This is a genomic window from Geomonas oryzae (genome assembly GCF_004117875.1).
GTDB lineage: Bacteria > Desulfobacterota > Desulfuromonadia > Geobacterales > Geobacteraceae > Geomonas > Geomonas oryzae.
Genome location: NZ_RAHW01000005.1, coordinates 154,480 through 169,340, shown reverse-complemented (window position 1 = coordinate 169,340; position 14,861 = coordinate 154,480). Strand labels below are relative to the sequence as shown.

General features: G+C 62.4%; 12 protein-coding genes. 3 read left to right on the top strand and 9 right to left on the bottom strand.

The features are described 5' to 3' along the window. Positions 1–6: 6 nt before the first annotated feature. Positions 7–786: a methylmalonyl-CoA decarboxylase gene (gene scpB, locus D6Z24_RS13830; RefSeq protein ID WP_129127190.1), complete on the top strand. Its 780-nt coding sequence runs from the start codon at positions 7–9 to the stop codon at positions 784–786. 201 nt (positions 787–987) lie between these two features. On the opposite strand, the gene D6Z24_RS13825 is transcribed toward scpB, so the two are convergent. The 9 genes from D6Z24_RS13825 to D6Z24_RS13785 form a co-directional block, all read right to left on the bottom strand. Next, on the bottom strand, positions 988–1,098 hold the full coding sequence (locus tag D6Z24_RS13825) for an RCKP-type rubredoxin-like domain-containing protein (protein ID WP_129127189.1): 111 nt from the start codon (positions 1,096–1,098) through the stop codon (positions 988–990). A 12-nt stretch (positions 1,099–1,110) separates the two neighbouring features. Then, a complete protein-coding gene (locus D6Z24_RS13820) occupies positions 1,111–2,607 on the bottom strand; it encodes a M16 family metallopeptidase (protein WP_129127188.1) in 1,497 nt (498 codons plus the stop codon). A 141-nt stretch (positions 2,608–2,748) separates the two neighbouring features. Beyond that, positions 2,749–4,239: a M16 family metallopeptidase gene (locus D6Z24_RS13815; protein WP_129127187.1), complete on the bottom strand. Its 1,491-nt coding sequence runs from the start codon at positions 4,237–4,239 to the stop codon at positions 2,749–2,751. 152 nt (positions 4,240–4,391) lie between these two features. Continuing rightward, positions 4,392–6,710 (bottom strand): endopeptidase La, encoded by a 2,319-nt coding sequence (gene lon / locus D6Z24_RS13810; RefSeq protein WP_129127186.1) that lies wholly within the window; start codon positions 6,708–6,710, stop codon positions 4,392–4,394. An 85-nt stretch (positions 6,711–6,795) separates the two neighbouring features. After that, positions 6,796–8,739, bottom strand: coding sequence for an ABC-F family ATP-binding cassette domain-containing protein (locus D6Z24_RS13805; RefSeq protein ID WP_129127185.1), 1,944 nt, complete (start codon positions 8,737–8,739; stop codon positions 6,796–6,798). 286 nt (positions 8,740–9,025) lie between these two features. Further along, the gene (locus D6Z24_RS13800) at positions 9,026–9,361 is read right to left on the bottom strand and encodes a YajD family HNH nuclease (RefSeq protein ID WP_129127184.1); all 336 of its coding nucleotides are present in this window, start codon (positions 9,359–9,361) and stop codon (positions 9,026–9,028) included. 139 nt (positions 9,362–9,500) lie between these two features. Beyond that, the gene (locus D6Z24_RS13795) at positions 9,501–10,076 is read right to left on the bottom strand and encodes an HDIG domain-containing metalloprotein (protein WP_129127183.1); all 576 of its coding nucleotides are present in this window, start codon (positions 10,074–10,076) and stop codon (positions 9,501–9,503) included. A 67-nt stretch (positions 10,077–10,143) separates the two neighbouring features. Next, on the bottom strand, positions 10,144–10,644 hold the full coding sequence (locus D6Z24_RS13790) for a MaoC family dehydratase (protein ID WP_129127182.1): 501 nt from the start codon (positions 10,642–10,644) through the stop codon (positions 10,144–10,146). Positions 10,645–10,694: 50 nt separating this feature from the next. Then, a complete protein-coding gene (locus D6Z24_RS13785) occupies positions 10,695–11,636 on the bottom strand; it encodes a DMT family transporter (protein ID WP_129127181.1) in 942 nt (313 codons plus the stop codon). A 229-nt stretch (positions 11,637–11,865) separates the two neighbouring features. On the opposite strand from D6Z24_RS13785, the gene D6Z24_RS13780 reads away from it, so the two are divergent. Together D6Z24_RS13780 and D6Z24_RS13775 are read left to right on the top strand one after the other, a co-directional pair. Continuing rightward, positions 11,866–14,238, top strand: coding sequence for a tetratricopeptide repeat protein (locus tag D6Z24_RS13780; protein ID WP_407925421.1), 2,373 nt, complete (start codon positions 11,866–11,868; stop codon positions 14,236–14,238). 1 nt (position 14,239) lies between these two features. Next, complete coding sequence (locus tag D6Z24_RS13775; RefSeq protein ID WP_129127179.1) at positions 14,240–14,809, top strand: LysM peptidoglycan-binding domain-containing protein; 570 nt, start codon at positions 14,240–14,242, stop codon at positions 14,807–14,809. The last annotated feature ends 52 nt before the right edge of the window (positions 14,810–14,861 follow it).

The following is a 14,861-nucleotide window of genomic DNA, read 5'->3' as shown; positions in this document are numbered from 1 at the left end:
AAAGCCATGGCGGTCATCAACACGCAGCTAAAGGACAACATAGGAACCATCACCTTCAACGATTCGGAACACCGCAACATCCTGAGCAGCACCATGATCGACGAGATGCTGCAGTCGATCGGCGCGCTGCAGAAGGGTAAGATGCGGGTGCTGGTGATCCGGGCCCCGGCGGGGTCCAAGGTATGGTCGGCCGGGCACGACGTGCACGAGTTGCCGCTTCCCGGGCGCGACCCGCTCTCGTATCACGATCCCCTGGTGACCGTGCTCCGTTCGATCCAGAGCCTCCCGATCCCGGTCATCGCCATGATCGAGGGGAGCGTCTGGGGCGGCGCCTGCGATCTCGCCCTTTCCTGCGACATCCTGATCGGATGCCCGACCACGTCGTTCTGCATGACCCCGGCGAAGATCGGCGTTCCGTACAACGTCTCCGGAATCCTGCATTTCATGAACATCATGGGGGTGAACTTCGCCAAGGAGATGTTCTTCACCGCGGAGCCGCTCTCTGCCGAGCAGGCGAACCGGGCGGGGCTTCTGAACCACATCGTGGAGGCTGCGGAGCTGGAGGATTTCACCTACTCCATGGCGCACAAGATCACCAGGAACAGCCCGCTCAGCATAGGGGTGATCAAGGAGCAGATCCGGCTTCTCGCGAGCGCCCATCCCCTCTCGCCGCTCACCTTCGAGCGCGTGCAGGGGCTCAGGCGGACCGTCTACGACAGCAAGGACTACGCGGAGGGGATCAAGGCGTTTTTGGAGAAGCGGCCGCCGGTCTTCACCGGCGAGTGACGCCCGTCCATTCCCCCTCTCCCCCCGGGAGAGGGCCGGGGTGAGGGCGTCGCATCAGGGCAAACTCTCCCTTCGTGGCGAGTCCCTCACCCGGCCTACGGCCACCCTCTCCCGGAGGGAGAGGGGATTAAAAAAGGCCCGGCCGCATCTTCGCGGTCGGGCCTTCGTCGTTCTATGTCTCCGCACGATCAGCGAGAGAGATTATTCCTCCGCCTTCTCGAAGTTCCCCTTCTCCTGGCACTGGGGGCACTTCTGCGGCTTGCAGCGACCTTCCTTGGTGAATCCACAGCTCTTGCATTTCCACGTTGCCATAATTGCCTCCTGTTAGTTGTTGTTCAGCTTGATTTCCTGCACCTTCCCGAAAGCGGAAAGAGGCTGGTCGAATTTTTTCTGGTCCCCCACCACCACGAGCTTCATGTTCTCCGGGGCGAGGTATTTCTTCGCCACGCGCAGCACGTCGGCGCGGGTGACGCGGGCTATGTTGTCGCGGTAGTTCTCGAGGTACCCCTTGGGATAGCCGTAGAACTCGAGGCGCGCCTGCTGGGTCACCACCGAACTGCTCTTCTCGAACGCGAAGATGAAGGAGTTGATGATGGACTCCTTGGCGAGCTTCAGCTCCGCCTCGGACACCTCGCTCTCGGTCATGCCGGTGAGGATCGACTCGAGCAGCTTGATGGTGCGCGCCGTCGACTCCACCTTGGTCTCGGTCTCGGCGATGAAGGGACCCTTGAAGCGGCGCCCGATTTCGAAGTAGGCGTCGACGTTGTAGGCGAGTCCCTGGTTGGAGCGGATCTCCTGGGTAAGACGCGAAGTGAAGCCGCCCCCCAGGATGTATTCCATCACCTTGAGGGCGTAGAGGTCCGGGTTGTTCTTGTCGATCCCCAGGTGCCCAAGGCGGATCACCGACTGGTTCACATCCTTCTGCACGTGCAGCACCGCCGGGGTCATCTCCTCCTTGGGAGCGGGGACCGCCGGGAAGGGCATGGTCTGGTTGGGCCAGTCGCCGAAGAGGCGCTCAAGTTTCTTGAGAAGCTCCTCCCGGTCGAAATCCCCGGAGACCGCAACCATCATGTTGGCCGGATAGAAGTAGCGGTGGTGGTAGTCGATCATGTCCTGACGGGTGATGGCGTTCACCGTGGCTATGGTGGGGATGCGTCCGAGCGGGTGGCCGGCATAGATGGCCCGGGCCAGCTCCCTTCCAGCGATTCCCTTGGGATCGTCGTTCTGGCGCCTGATCCCCTCGATGGCGTGGTTTTTCGCAAGTGCGACGCGCTCCGGATCAAAGGCCGGTTCCCGGACCACCTCGGCGAAGAGGGTGAGGGTGCGGTCCAGGTTTTTCGAGAGGGTGGAGAAGGAGACGCTGGCGTTGTCCGAGTTGATGCCGGCTTCGATGGACGAGGCCATGAATTCCAGCTCGCGGTCCAGTTTGTCGGCCGGGGTCTTCAATGTCCCGCCGCTTCTCAGCACCGCGCCGGTCAAGGAGGCAAGTCCCGTCTTCGCTTCCGGCTCGTAGACGCTCCCGGCGTTCAGGTACGCGGTGAGGTTCACGATGGGGAGTTCGTGGTCCTGCAGCAGGTACACGATCATGCCGTTTTTGAGCTGCACCCTTTCGCTTTTCGGGAGCTGGAACTTGAGCGGCGGGAAGGTCATGTTGCGCGGGTTGGCGGGTTTCGCCTCAGTCGGCGCCTGAGTCACCTGCTGCGTCTTCGATTCGGCGATGGCGCTGGAGCGGGCGGCGCCCGCCTCGGAGACCAACGAGCCGGCGGTGAAAAGGACGACGGCGCCAAAGAGCACGAAACGGGAAAGGTTTTTTCGATTCATTATCAGATGTCCCCTTGTTCTGGACTTTTAGGATCTAACGCTGCTCCCTCACCCGGAGGGGGAGGGTTGGGGAGGGGGCGCGCAGCGGCTTGATGACCGCCTTCCCCCCTCCCAGCCTCCCCCCTCCGGGGGGAGGAGCTTTTACTGCGCGGCTTCCGCCTTGGTGATGAAGCCGACGTTGCGGTTCTGGCGGGTGAAGTACTCTTTGGCAACGCGCATGACGTCTTCGGGCGTGATCTTCGCCACCTTCTGGCGGTGCTCGATGAGGTAGCGCCAAGTCCCGGCGATCGCCTCGTACTCGGTGAGGTTGCGCGCCAAGCCGCCGTTGGAGGCCATCTGGCGTGACTCCTCGAACTCGAGCTGGTTCAGGATCTGCTGCAGCTCCTCGTGCGTCATCGGCTCGGTCTTCAGACGGTCGAGCTCCTGGTAGATCGCGGCCTCGACTTCGGCCACCGTGTGCGGCGCGCGCGGCGTCGCGCTGATGATGAAGAGGTTCGGGTAGCGGCTCCCGGGTGCCCCGAACGAGGAGACGGAGGTGACGAGCTGCTTCTCGAGGACGAGTTTCTTGTAAAGGCGCGAGGTGCGGCCGCTGGTGAGCAGCATGTCGATGACGTCGAAGACGTAGTCGTCGGGCGCCGGCAGGGTCGGCTTGTGGAAACCGATCATCACTTCGGGCTCGGCGTCGCCGATCACCTCGGTACGCTTTTCGCCCGACTGCTCCGGCTCCTGGACCGCGACGGGGGGGACCGGGGTGCCCGGCTTGATGCCGCCGAAATAGCGCTCGACCAGGGCTATGGTCTGCTTCGGATCGATGTCCCCGACGATGGCGACGATGGCGTTATTGGGTGCGTAGTACTTGTGCAGGAAGTTCTCCGCCTTGGTACGGGTGAGGTTCTCGATGTCGGACATCCAGCCGATGGTCGGCTGTCCGTTCGGATGCGCGTTGAAGGCGTCGGCGAGGAAGGTCTCCCACAGTTTCCCCTCCGGTTCCGCGTCGTAGGATCGGCGCCGCTCCTCCATCACGACGGAGCGCTCGGTGTAGAACTCCCTCAGCACCGCGTTCTGCATCCGGTCCGATTCGATGGCGGCCCACAGCTCAAGCTTGTTGGCCGGGATGTTGATGAGGTAGGTGGTGCCGTCCTTGCTGGTGAAGGCGTTGTACCCGGCGCCGCCGTTTCTGGAGTAGATGTCGGCGAACTCCTCCTTCACGACGTACTTCTCCGCCTCCTTCTCGAGGCGCTTAAGCTCCGCGGTCAGCTTCTCGATCACCTTCGGATCGGCCTGGTCGCGCTTGTTCTTTTCCGTGAGCAGCTCTTGCGCGGTCGCTTCGATCTTGTCCAGAAGCGGCTTCTCCGCCTTGTAGTCCCTGGTGCCGAGCGTCTTGGTTCCCTTGAAAAGCATGTGCTCCAGAAGGTGGGCAAGCCCGCGCTCGTCGCTTCTCTCGTCCACGCTCCCCACCTTGAAACGGATCCACGCCGCTACGGTGGGGGAGTTGTGGCGCTCCACCATCAGGAGCTTCATGCCGTTTTTGAGGGTGTGCTCCTGCACCCGCTCGGCGAGCCCCTGCCCAAAGCAGACGGCCGCGTTGACGAGGATGACGAGGGCAACAACCCATCTGGAGACTATCTTCATGACTACCTCGGTTCGGTGGTTTTAATGTGAAGCGAGAAAAAAGATAACATTTGTCCTTTTGAAGCGCAAGGGGGTAAGAGACATGAAAATCCCGCAGGAGGTGCGCTCCTGCGGGATCGGTGTGAATCGTAACAGCGCCGTTGTGTGCGGGGCTACTTGAGGGCCTGGGAGAAGACCTCGCGGATGTCGTCGACGAAGATGAATTCGAGCTCCTCGCGCACGTTTTCCGGGATGTCCTCGAGGTCCTTCTTGTTCTTCGCGGGCGCCAGCACCTTCTTCACCCCGGCGCGGCGGGCGGCAAGCACCTTTTCCTTCAGGCCGCCGATGGCGAGCACGCGGCCGGTAAGACTCATCTCGCCGGTCATGGCGACGTCCCTCTTGGCGGGGCGACCCGAGAAGAGCGAGACGATGGTGGTGGCTATGGTGATCCCGGCGGAGGGGCCGTCCTTCGGTATGCTTCCGGCCGGCACGTGGATGTGCAGCGTCGTGTCGTCGAAGGCCTTCTTCTCGATGCCTAGCTCGGTGCAGTTCGCCTTCACGAAGGAGAGGGCGGCGCGGGCCGATTCCTTCATCACCTCGCCCAACGACCCGGTGAGGATCAGGTCCTCCTTCCCCTTCATCTTGGTCGCCTCGACGAAGATGATGTCGCCGCCGCTTTCGGTCCAGGCAAGCCCCGTGGCGACGCCGATCCGGTCCTTCTCGGAGGCGACCTCGTCGAAGAACTTCGGCGGACCCAGAAGTTCGGCCACCGTATCCGGGTCGACCAGGGTGCGCAGCGGCTTCTCCTGTGCCACCTCTTTGGCGATCTTGCGGCATACCGAGGCGATGCTGCGCTGCAGGTTCCTCACCCCTGCCTCGCGGGTGTAGTCGTGGGTGATCCGGTAAATCGCCTCGTCGGTGAACTTCGGGACCATGCTGCTGAGGCCGTTTTCCTCCACTTCCCGCGCGATCAGGTACTTCTTGGCGATGTTCAGCTTCTCCTCGTCGGTGTAGCCGGAGAGGGTGATCACCTCCATGCGGTCCTTCAAGGGGGCCGGGATCGGGTCGAGCTGGTTCGCCGTGGTGATGAACATCACGTTGGTCAGGTCGAACGGCACGTCGAGGTAATGGTCGGTGAAGGAGAAGTTCTGCTCCGGGTCGAGCACCTCCAAAAGGGCGCTCGCCGGGTCACCGCGGAAGTCGGCGCCGATCTTGTCCACCTCGTCCAGCATGAAGACCGGGTTGTTGGAACCCGCGCGGTTGATCTCCTGGATGATCCGGCCCGGAAGCGCGCCGATGTAGGTGCGCCGGTGGCCGCGGATCTCCGCCTCGTCGCGCATCCCCCCCAGGGAGATCCTGATGAACTTGCGGCCGAGCGTCCTGGCGATCGACTTGCCGAGGCTCGTCTTGCCGACCCCCGGGGGACCGACGAAGCAGAGGATCGGGCCCTTCATCTTGTCCTTCAGCGCACGGACCGCCAGGTACTCGAGGATCCTTTCCTTCACCTTCTTAAGGTCGTAGTGGTCCTCGTTTAAAACCGTCTCGGCCTGGTTGATGTCCTTGTTGTCCGGGGTGCTCGTCTGCCACGGGATGGTGGTCAGGTAGTCGAGGTAGGTGCGCGAAACGGTGTACTCGGGGGAGGCGGGGTTGATGCGCTCGAGCCGCCTCATCTCCTTTTCCGCGATCTTGCGGACGTCGTCGGGCATCTTCGCGCTTTCGATCTTGCTGCGCAGTTCGTTGGTCTCGCCCATGCGGGAATCTTCCTCGCCGAGCTCCTCCTGGATCTGCTTCATCTGCTCGCGCAGCAGGAATTCCTTCTGGCTCTTGCCAACTTTTTTGGTGACCTCGGCCTGGACCTCTCCCTTGATCTGCAGCCGCTGCACCTCCGTCGTCAGGTGCATGTAGACCTTCTTGAGCCGCTCCAGGGGATCGAGGGTCTCCAAAAGCTTCTGCAGTTCGTCGATGGGGAGGTTCAGGTAGAGCGCCACGAGGTCGGAAAGGCGCGCCGGGTTGTCGATGAAGTCGATCATCTTCATGACGTCGTCGGGAAGGGGGCGGCCGTAGGAGAGGGCGATCTTCAAAAGCGCGTTCAGGCTTCCCACCAGCGCCTCGGAGACCATCGACTTCTCGGCGAACTCGCGCACCGGTTCCAGTCGGGAGAGTGCCACCGGGGTCTGCTGCACGATGGCGAGCAGCCGGACCCTGATTACCCCTTCGAGGACCACCTTGGCGCCGCCTCCGGCGAGCTTATTGAGCTGCACCACCTTGCAAAGGGTGCCGATCTCGTGCAGGGCGGGAAGTAGTTCACCTTCCGGTTCCTGTCTCAGCTTCACCAGTGCCACGAGGTTGTTGAAGAGCACCGCCTCCTCGAAGGGGGGCATATCTTCCTGTTTCAGGAAGATGGTGAAGACCATGTAAGGGAAGGCAATGATCTCCCGCAGCGGGTATAGCGGGACGATCTCCGGCATGTTTATGGTGATGTTTTCTGTCATGGCAGTATTTCCAGATACTTGGTTAGGGGCGCGAAAACTGTAAAAGATTACTGGAGATGCGCACCCTGTCAACCGGAACCGCCTTTTAGATTGCCTCCCACGCTTCGTACAGGGATGCGATTTCCGCCGTGAGCGAAGCGTGCCGCTCCCCAGCCGTTCTGGCAGCCTCGTGATCGTTGAAGAAATCCGGCTGCGCCATCTCCTCCTCGAGTTTGGCGAGCTCACCTTCCTTCACGCCGATCTTGTCCTCGATTTCCGAGAGTTTCCGCTCCCGTGCCCGCTCCTCCTTCTGGCGCTGCTTGTCCAGTTCGCGCTGCTGCTGGCGCGACAGGCGCGGGTCGGAGGATTCCTCGGCGGCCGCGGCCTTTTCCTCACCCTTGGCCGGGGTGAGGCGCCCGAGGCCGTCCTGGCCCGGTGCCGAGGCGGCGGTGCCTGCGGTCTTTTCCAGGTAGTACTCGTAGTCGCCGTAGAAGTTCTCGAGCTTGCCGCCGCCGACCTCGACGACGCGGGTGGCGAGACCGTCGATGAAGTGGCGGTCGTGGGAGACGAAGACGACGGTGCCGCCGAAGTGCTTCAGGGCTTCGAGGAGCACGTCCTTGCTGAAGAGGTCCAGGTGGTTGGTCGGCTCGTCCATGAGGAGCAGGTTGGCGGGGCGCAAAAGAAGCTTCGCGAGGGCGAGGCGGTTTCTTTCGCCGCCGGAGAGCACCCCTACTTTCTTATGGATGTCGTCGCCTGAGAAGAGGAAGGCCCCGAGGATGTCGCGCAGTTGCGGCACCATGTCGTAGGGGGATTCGGCGAGGATCTCGTCGTAGACGCTGCGCGTGGCGTCCAGCTCCTGGGCCTGGTCCTGGGCGAAGTAGTCCTTGATGACGTTGTGGCCGTCCTTCACCGTCCCGGAGGTGACGTCGGCGTTTGCGAGCACCCGCATCAGGGTCGATTTGCCGGCGCCGTTGTGGCCGACGAGGGCTACCCGCTCACCGCTTTCCACTGTGAGATCGACTTTTTCGAGCACGACGTTGCTGCCGTAGGCCTTGGTGACCCCGGTCAGTTCGATGACGGTCTTGCCGCTCTTGGGAGGGGTCGGGAAGCGGAAGTGGATCTTCCTGCGCTCGGGGGGGAGGACGATGCGCTCGACCTTCTCGAGTTGCTTGATGCGCGACTGCACCATGGCGGCTTTGTCCGCCTTGTAGCGGAAGCGCGAGATGAAGTCTTCCATCTTCTCCACCTCCTCGTCCTGGCGCTTCTTCGCCTCGCGCAGGGCGGAAACCCGCTCCTCGCGCTGCACGAGATAGTTACTGTAGTTGCAGTGGTAATCGGTGATGGCGTGGTTCCAGACCTCGGCGATCCTCGAACAAACCTGGTCGAGGAAGAAGCGGTCGTGCGAGACCAGCATCACGGAGTAGGGGTAGTTCTGCAGGTACCCTTCGAGCCAGTTGCGTGCCTCGATGTCCAGGTGGTTGGTGGGCTCGTCCAAAAGGAGGACGTTCGGCTTTTTGAGGAGGAGCTTCGCGAGTGCGATGCGCATCTGCCAGCCGCCGGAGAACTCGCCGCACTCCTTTTCCCAGTCGGCGGGGGAGAAGCCGAGACCGGTGAGGACGTTCCCCACCTCGCTCTCCATGGCGTAGCCACCCTTCAGGCGGAACTCCTCCTGGAGGTGGCCGAAGCGGCCCAGGAGCTGGTCGTGTCCCGGTGCGTCGTGCGGCTCGTGTTCCAGGCGAGCGGTCAGTTGTGCTATCTCGCGCTCGATCTCCTGCAGTTCCGAGAGTGCGGTCATCACCTCGGCGAAGAGCGGCTGCCCTTTGGCGACGATGCCGTCCTGCGGGAGGTAGCCGACCGTGCCGCCGCGGGTGATCTGGATGTCGCCGCTGGTGCTTTCCACCTCGCCCGCGATGATGCGCATGAGGGTCGACTTGCCGGCGCCGTTTTCGCCGACGAGGCCTACGCGCTCGCCCTTTTTCAGATGCCAGCTGATGTCTACGAAAAGCGGTTTGCCCGCGAAATCCTTGGAGAGTTTCTTCAGGTGCAGCATGAGGTTTCCTTCCTGGGGGGACTATTGAGGCCGGGGAGCCCGGAACAACGGGACATTGTAGGTAAAGCGGCGGGAGTTTGTCAAAAGCAAAAGGCAAACTAACAGGGATGAAGGGGATAAAGCCAGAAGCGTCCACATCCCCTCTCCCCTCGGGAGAGGGTCAGGGTGAGGGCGTCGGCAGCGCGCAATAACCTAACTTTGTGGCAACTCCCTCACCCGCCCTTTGGGCACCCTCTCCCGGAGGGAGAGGGCCTAGAGGAAGATCATCGCAGTTCGGCAATCGCCTTTATTTTTTGTTTTTCCCCTCGAGGTAATCGGCGAGGATGGTGCGGCTGTGCTCGTCGTCGTGGCAGTAGACGCAAAGGTTTTCCCAGTTGCTCCCGTCGGGCGGGTTGTAGTTGTGGTTGCCGTCCTTGTGGTGCACGGTGAGCAGGTGCAGGTTCGCGAGTTCGAACTCGCGGCCGCACTTGGCGCAGATCCAGCCGTGCAGCTTCAGCGATTTCTCCCGGTAGTTTTCCGGACGCTGCTGCTCGCCTCTTAGCTTGCGCACCAACTCGTCGATCTCCTCGGCGCTTTTCGGCGGGACGTTCTTAGGCCCGCGCGGTCGAAAGGATGGGGACATGGTCGATCCTCCTTGCAGGTGACACTCCTCCCCCCGGAGGGGGGGAGGTCGGGAGGGGGGAGGCTGACTGGACGCTGCGCTCCCCCTCCCTGTCCCTCCCCCTCCGGGAGAGGGGACGTTGGGGTGCGGTCTATGCTGCTTACAGGTTTCCTTTAAGCCCGATCGCCTCGGCCGCCGTCTTCATCCCCTCGATGGTGTCGGCGATCAGCTCGTTCAACTCGACACCCATCATGGCAGCACCCTTCTCGATGACGGAGCGGTCCGCACCGGCGGCAAATGCCTTGTCCTTCCACTTCTTGGTGACGCTCTTAACCGGCAGGTCAAGGATGCTCTTCGACGGGCGCACGAGCGCGCTCGCCGAGACGAGGCCGGTCAGTTCGTCTATGGTGAAGAGGGTCTTTTCCAGTCTCGTCACCGGTTCCACATCGCTGCAGATCCCCCAGCCGTGCGATACCACGGCGCGGATGTAGTCCTCCGGCCAGCCGGCGTTGCGCAGGATCTCGGGCGCCTTGTGGCAGTGCTCTTCGGGGTGGCGCTCGTAATCGATGTCGTGGGCGAGTCCTACGATGCCCCACATCTCCTCGTCTTCGCCGTACTTGCGCGCCATGTGGCGCATCACCGCTTCCACCGCGAGGGAGTGCCTTCTCATCTGGTCGCTCGGCAGGTATTCCTCGATCAGTTTCCAGGTCGCTTCCCTGGTCGGTTCGCTACTCATGAAAATGCCTCCCTCTTGGTTTGGTCAGGCTGGGATCGTAGCCAAAAACGCTAACGATGTCAATTGGCTAACCCTTCGGCTCCAGGCGGGCGATCTTCGGCTCGTGCCCCTTTTTGTACACCATAAGGGTCCTCTTGAAGCTGATCACGATGTCGCCGTTTTGGGTGAAGCCGGTGGTCTTCACCGTCACGATGCCGAGGTTCGGGCGCGACTTCGATTCCCGCTTTGCGAGCACCTCCGACTGCGAGTAGAGCGTGTCCCCCTCGAATAGCGGGTTCGGGAGGGTGACCTCGTCCCACCCAAGGTTTGCGAAAACGTTCTGCGAGATGTCTGTCACGCTCTGCCCGGTGACAATGGCCAGCGTCAGGGTCGAGTCGACCAGCGGCTTGCCGAACTCGGTCTGGGCCGAATAGTGCGCGTCGAAGTGGACCGGCGCCGTGTTCTGGGTGAGGAGGGTGAACCAGATGTTGTCGGTCTTCGTGATGGTGCGTCCCAGCGGGTGCGGGTAGACGTCGCCTACCTCGAAATCCTCGAAGAACCTGCCGCGCCAGCCTTCCTTGATTGCCATGTCGACCTCCGGTTTATTTGGTGGGGCGGCGCTAGCCGCATATAGATGTCTCATGCCGCGAGGGTCTGCGACCTCACGTAGAGTACGAGCCCTAAAAGCGAGAGTACGATGCCGATACCTCCCGCCGCCCCTGGCCAGGCACCCCCAAGAAAGGCGATCTCTCCGAGCAGGGAGAAGACCACCTCCATCGACTGCGTGGCGTCAACGGCCGAGAGCTCGAACGGCGTCTTCGCCAGGTGGCGCGCCTTGTAAAAGAGGGTGGTGGCGAGAACTCCCGAGAAGACCGCCACCATCGCGGTGTTGGCGAGCTGTCCAGCGGACGGGGCGGGCGGCTGCACGAAGAGGATCAGCACGGCCCAAAGCGGGAGCGAGCCTAGTACCATGATGAGTACGCGTGCCGCGCTGTCGTCGAGGACCACGGTGCTTGTCTCGGGAATTCTGACGATCTTGCCGTGACGCGCCTCCCAGATCAACTGGTTGCCGAGAGGGTACGCGAAAGCCGCAACGAGAACGGGGAGGATGCCCAGCACCGTTTCCCGCAGCGAGGCCGCAGCGGCTTGTTCCAGGGTGACGAGGACGATGCCGATGAAGATGAGGGCGGTGTAGAAGACGCCGCGCATCGGCACGCGTTTTCCGAAGAGAAGGAGCACGAGCGGCGTGGCGAGGATGGTCGACTGCCACGTGGTCGCCACGACCCAGCCGGGCGCGAAGGAGGAACTGAAGGTGAGCAGAGCGTAGAAGACGCCGAAGCCGGTGCTCCCCGCCACGGTCCAGAAGCACCAGTTGCTTCGAAAGGCCGTGAAGACTTCCTTCAAAAGGCGCGACTTTCCGGTGAGGGCGAGCCACAGCCCCAGCATGAAGAACATGTAGAAGTAGCGCAGGCTCGCGGTCCAGATCCAGTGTCCCCCCTGCAGGCTCATGGCGCGGTTGAGGACGAAGGTGCTGCTGAAGAAAAGGGCGGAGCATGTGCCGAGGAGAATCAGACGTGTCATTGCTACCTTCTGGGTGATGGATGTGCCTGTCGCGACGGCTAAATCTCTGTAACTGAAAAGTCATTTGAGGTAAAGCGAAAACGATGCTTTCCTCCCCGGAAACATCACGTTGAGTCACTCGGTTGACTGCCGGTTTACAAGGGGGCAAGACATGGTGGAAAGGCGCGCAAACACAGGGCTCGCGACTCATCCATATAACCCCATTCTGCGTTGACAATAGTTGTCTATAGTGATACTTTCCGACAGGTTCAACGCCTTATACCTTAAGCCCGGAAAGGTTCATCACGTGCATCTTTATAAGATTTTCCGTGCCTCATTCTTGAAAATCCTGACAGTCTTGCTCCTTGTTGCGCTTCTCGTTCCCGCGCCTGCTTTCTCTCTCGATTCCGAAGATTCGCAGATCTTTATTTCCGGGTTCAACTCGTATCAGAAAAAAGATTACCCTGCCGCGGTTGAGAGCATGTCCACCCTCCTCAAGAAGTACCCGGACACCCCTTTGAAAGACATGGCCATTTTCTGGCTGGCGCGGGCCAACTACAAGGTCGGCAACAACCAGGAGGCGGGCAAATACATGGCGCAGTTCCTCCGGGACTACCCGGAGAGCCCGCTCAAGGCGACGGTAGAGGACGAGCTCATCCAGCTCGCCGAGCGCTACGAGAAGGGTGAAGCCATTCCGGCCGCGCCGAAGAGCGCAGCACAGCCGGCTCCCGGCGTGGCAGCCGCGGAAAAGGCCGCTGCCGAGCGTGCAGCCGCCGAAAGGGCCGCCGCAGTCAAGGCTTCCGCCGAAAAGGCCGCCGCTGAGAAAGCTGCCGCCGACAAGGCTGCCATCGATGCCGCTGCGGAAAGGGCCGCTGCCGCGCAGAAAGCAGCTGCCGAAAAAGCCGCTGCCGAGAAGGCCGCAGTTGAGAAGGCTGCCGCCGAGAAGGCTGCCGCTCCCCGGGAAGCGAAAGAGAAAAAGGTCAGCGTCGCCAAGCATGGCAAGGAAAAGGGGAAATCCTCCGCGCTGCGCAAAAAGGCGATCGCAGGTTACAAGGACGTGATCGACCGCTACCCCGGCACTCCCGCCGCCGCCAACGCCACGGCGAAGCTCCAGCAGATGGGGATCGAATACCCGACCGTGAAGAAGGGTGGGGCGCCCGCGCCGCAGGGCGAGGTGACCCAGGTCTTCAACATCGAGGTGGCCCAGTACCCAGATCTCGACGTGAGGCTCGGGGCCGCCGGCGAGACCCAGGAGGCGGGGAAACGTTTCGTGATCCCGATGGACATCGTCAACTCCGGCAACGGCAGCGACAGCTTCCTGCTGGAATCGGGCTTCCCGGCGGAGTACGACTTCCATTTCGCCGCGGCCGACACCCCGGATGTCGCCATCAAGAGCACCCCGACCCTCGAAGTCGGGGAGAAGTTCAGGGGGGTGGCCGTCGGGACCATCCCGCGCGGCAACATAGACGGCCAGAAGAGCAGCTACCCCGTCAAGGTGGTCTCCGCTTTCGCCAGGGAGGTTTCCCAGACCAAAGAGATCGCGCTGCGCACCTCGGCGCCGCTTTTGAGGGCGGTGGTGAAGAGCGACAAGACGAAGCTCCTCCCGGGCGAGAAGGTCACCTACCGTGTTTCCCTGCTCAACATCGGCAGCGCGGCGGCCCGTGACGTCACCCTCAGGGTCAGCTATCCGCCCCAGTACGAGCCTTCCGGCACGCCTGCCGGCTTCAATAAGGAAAACGGCGCCCTCGTGCTCGACGGTATGCGTCTTAAGTCCGGCGAGAGCCAGGACCACAACCTCACTTTCCGCCTGAAGGACGAAGCACTCGCCGACCAGGAGCTCATCGTCAGGGCCGACATCGTCAACGGCGCGCTGGGCAAGAAAGAGTCCTTCGTCTCCGCCACGAGCTTCGTGCAGCGGGTGAGCGGCGTCACGGCGCGCACCGGCGCGGGTAAACTCGTCGCCATCCCCGGCCAGACCGTTTCCGTGCCGCTCGTCGTCACCAACACCGGCAACGTGCGCGAGGTGTTCGCCATCAAGGCCAGCGTACCGGCGAACGCGACATACACCTTCTACGACGACGTGAACCGCGACGGCAAACGCCAGAGCAGCGAGCCGATCATCAACCACGTAGGTCCTCTCTCTCCCAAGGAAGAGGCGTACGTGATCATGGAAATGGAAACGTCGGCCAGCGCCCTCGACGGTGCCGTTGCCGCCGCATCGGTGCGCTTCGAGCCCGAGGCAGCGGACCGCGCCGCCGCAGTCAATCTCCAGCTCACCTACTCCCGCCCCATCGTGGAACTCACCCTGGCGGCAAGGGGTGGCAAGCTGAAGCCCGGCGAGGTCTCCTCGCTTGACCTGAACTGCGTGAACCGCGGCTCAAGCCTGGCGAAGCAGGTGATCCTGCAGAGCGCCCTCCCGGCCCAGCTCGAACTGGTGGCAGCCGAGCCCGCCTTCAGCAGGTACGACAACGGCGTCTACCTCTGGCGCCTCGACGAACTCGGTGCCGGCGAGAGACGCAGCATCAAGGTAACCTATCGCGTGAAGCCGGGGGTGGCGGTCGGCACCAGCGTCCAGATGAAGAACTCGCTCAACTACCAGGATCTCCTCGGCAACAGGTACTGAGATGGCAAAACGGACCCTCGTCACCATCGGCAGCCTCATCCTGCTCTGCGCCGGCATCACGTCAGGCCATGCCGACGAAATGCTTCTCTACACCCCGAAGCCGGAGACCTCGGGCGTGGCGCCCGCCTCCCCGAGGGACGGGGTGCTCGTACGCACCGTCACGGTGAAGCAGGGGGACACGCTTTCCAAGCTCTCGAAAAAGCACATCGGGGTGGCCGATTACTTCCCGCAGATGCTGGTCTTCAACAGCATAAGAAACCCTGACCTGATCCATCCCGGCGACAAGCTGCTGGTGCCGGTGCGTCCCGGGAAGAGCGTCAAGGGGAGCACCTCCCGCCGCCCGGCTTCCGCCGCCGCTAAGAAACAGGCGTCTGCACCCGCATCCGCGGGACAGGTCAAACCCGGCGAGCGCGAGCTCTTCCAGCGCGCCGAGCGCGCCTACCTTGCGCACGACTACCGCGAGGCGCTGACCGGATTCAGCAAGTTCTTGCGCACCTTCCCCCGTTCCCCGTTCGCCGCGGACGCCTCCCTCTACCGCGCGGACTGCTACCTGCACTTGTCCGGGGAGTAACCAGCCGCCTTTTCCACCCGCCACAGCCAAAATGAAACAGTCGCCGGATCGC